The organism is Neisseria sp. HMSC064E01 (genome assembly GCF_001808875.1).
Taxonomy (GTDB): Bacteria; Pseudomonadota; Gammaproteobacteria; order Burkholderiales; family Neisseriaceae; genus Neisseria; species Neisseria sicca_A.
Map to the genome: position 1 here is coordinate 1 of NZ_KV794871.1, position 1,993 is coordinate 1,993.

The window sequence follows — 1,993 nt, forward strand, 5'->3', positions numbered from 1 at the left end:
GTTAGGGTGAAGGCGCCGATGGAGGTGACGGGTGCCAACGGAATACAATACAAGATATCTGATTTTAAACAAAATTATAGTGGCGGATACATTATCTATAATGAGAAAACAGGTCTTCCTATTGCCAATTTGCCATATGAATTGACGACAGAAAATAACGAAAAACTTAAAGGTATAACCGATATGGAGGGAAAAACCATCATGGCATTTACAGACAAACCTGAAAAAGTAAAAATCGACATACAAAAACAGAAACATTCTTCCGAACGTAAGAGAACTCTATATTTCGCTGGAGTGAAATCAATGGATTTATATCTTGAATGGACTGAAAAAGAAGGGGACCACTAATGGCACTAATTACTACTGTTGTCGAGGATAAAAAATACGCGAAATTACCAAGCTTATGGGACTATGGGTATATTTATATCAAAGCACACCTAACCATGAAGACGGTTAAACAATCCAGACGTGGCAAAGAATATCAAACTCGATTTTCTGCTTTGATTCGTGTGGATGAGTTTCTCAATTCCCATAAATGGGACTATAAGGCAGAATCCAAATGGGAAATTCCTAAGAGTAAGAGAACAAAGGCAATACCCATTCCTGTTCTATCTTCCAGTAAAACAGATGGGCAGCATCGATCGGTTTATTATGGAATTAGAGCGAAAGGCGTATTAAAAAACTCATCTTTTGTACGTACAGACCTCGTTATCCTGAAAGATAAAAATCTGATGTGGATAGGCAAAAAATGGGATGGCAGCAGTTTGACAGCCGACGATCCCATTTTTCAAATCCCTAACCACAAAAAAAACAAATGGTATCTACAAGATTTCCCAGACAATTTATTACGCATTGTCGAAATCAAATTCCAGTATGAAAATGGCAAAACTGATAGATGGGGAAAATCACAAGAAACAGATTATCTAAAGATTTTGAGAGGTAAATCAAAACACATAGTCCGTATGAGTGCTAAGGATTTAGGCCTGACATTGTTGCACATTGGTTCTTTCGAAGGGAGGTTAGAGGAAGAGGAAGAGAAGGCTTATGAAACTGCAGCTGAACTGGCTCCGGTATTTACTCAAGAACCAAGTCGTAATGGGACATTTAAATGGGAGAAGTGGGTAAATGCCCCTGTAATCTCCAAAACAGCAGATCAAAACCTAACTCCCCTTCTTTCCCCTCAAGAGCAATCACAATTGAATTATAGTCCTGAAACTCTAAAGCTATTTCAGGATATACCTTGGCTAAATGGCAGGAGTGGTAGCTTCTACGCAACATCTGATACGCTTTTCTGGCAGGATAAAGACAATAATTCATCGAAGCCGGTAGCCGATAAGCAGAGTATGTTGGAAGCATTGAAATACCTTCAGAAAGAGTCTGATATTGATGCATTGACTTTGGTATCTGCCGAGAAAATTGAAACTAAGGTTCTCATTCGTGGTGAAGATGTTTTGATGTTGATTATAGGAATTACCATTGGTGGGGTAGCAACTCTACTTTTGGCACCTGTTCTGATGGAAATGCTTCCTGCCGTTCTGCCACTTTTAGCAATGGCAGCACGCTCACCACAGCTAGGATTGAATATCGTTAGAAGTGGTTCCGTTGCAGCAGCAGGATTGGGCTTATGGAGCAGTGCAAATGCTGAAACTGCTGATTTTACGGATGAAGAAATAGAAGAGGCTGTTGAGGAGAAAATAAAACTTCTCCGGAAATTTAACTTGGGCTATACCTTGTTTTATTTCAAAGCCGGTATACCTGTTGTAGAAGGAGGTACTTATACCATTGATCAAGTTGAATATATCAGAGAGGCAAGCAAAGAGGAGGCTGATGCCAGCCCTCACGTAACCGTATTAGGTTGCAATGGAGAAATCATTACCAGCAAAGAAGAAGCCCGCAACAGCTGCGCTGCCGGACACAAATCTTCATTTTAATTAAGAAAGGATAATCTATGGATGATACCAAAAAGCAACTCGCCGCCATCCGCTACACCGCC

Annotated in this window: 1 protein-coding gene and 1 pseudogene; both read left to right on the plus strand. The window is 40.1% G+C overall.

The annotated features are described in order from the left end of the window. A pseudogene (locus tag HMPREF2572_RS00610) lies at positions 1-348 on the plus strand (hypothetical protein); the annotation flags it as partial. Then, complete coding sequence (locus tag HMPREF2572_RS00615) at positions 348-1,931, plus strand: hypothetical protein (RefSeq protein ID WP_070495406.1); 1,584 nt, start codon at positions 348-350, stop codon at positions 1,929-1,931. The pseudogene HMPREF2572_RS00610 and the gene HMPREF2572_RS00615, both read left to right, overlap by 1 nt. Positions 1,932-1,993 lie beyond the last annotated feature (62 nt).

Coding starts and splice junctions, on each gene's coding strand:
- HMPREF2572_RS00615 (WP_070495406.1), top strand. CDS start 348: ATGGCACTAATTACTACTGTTGTCGAGGATAAAAAATACGCGAAATTA.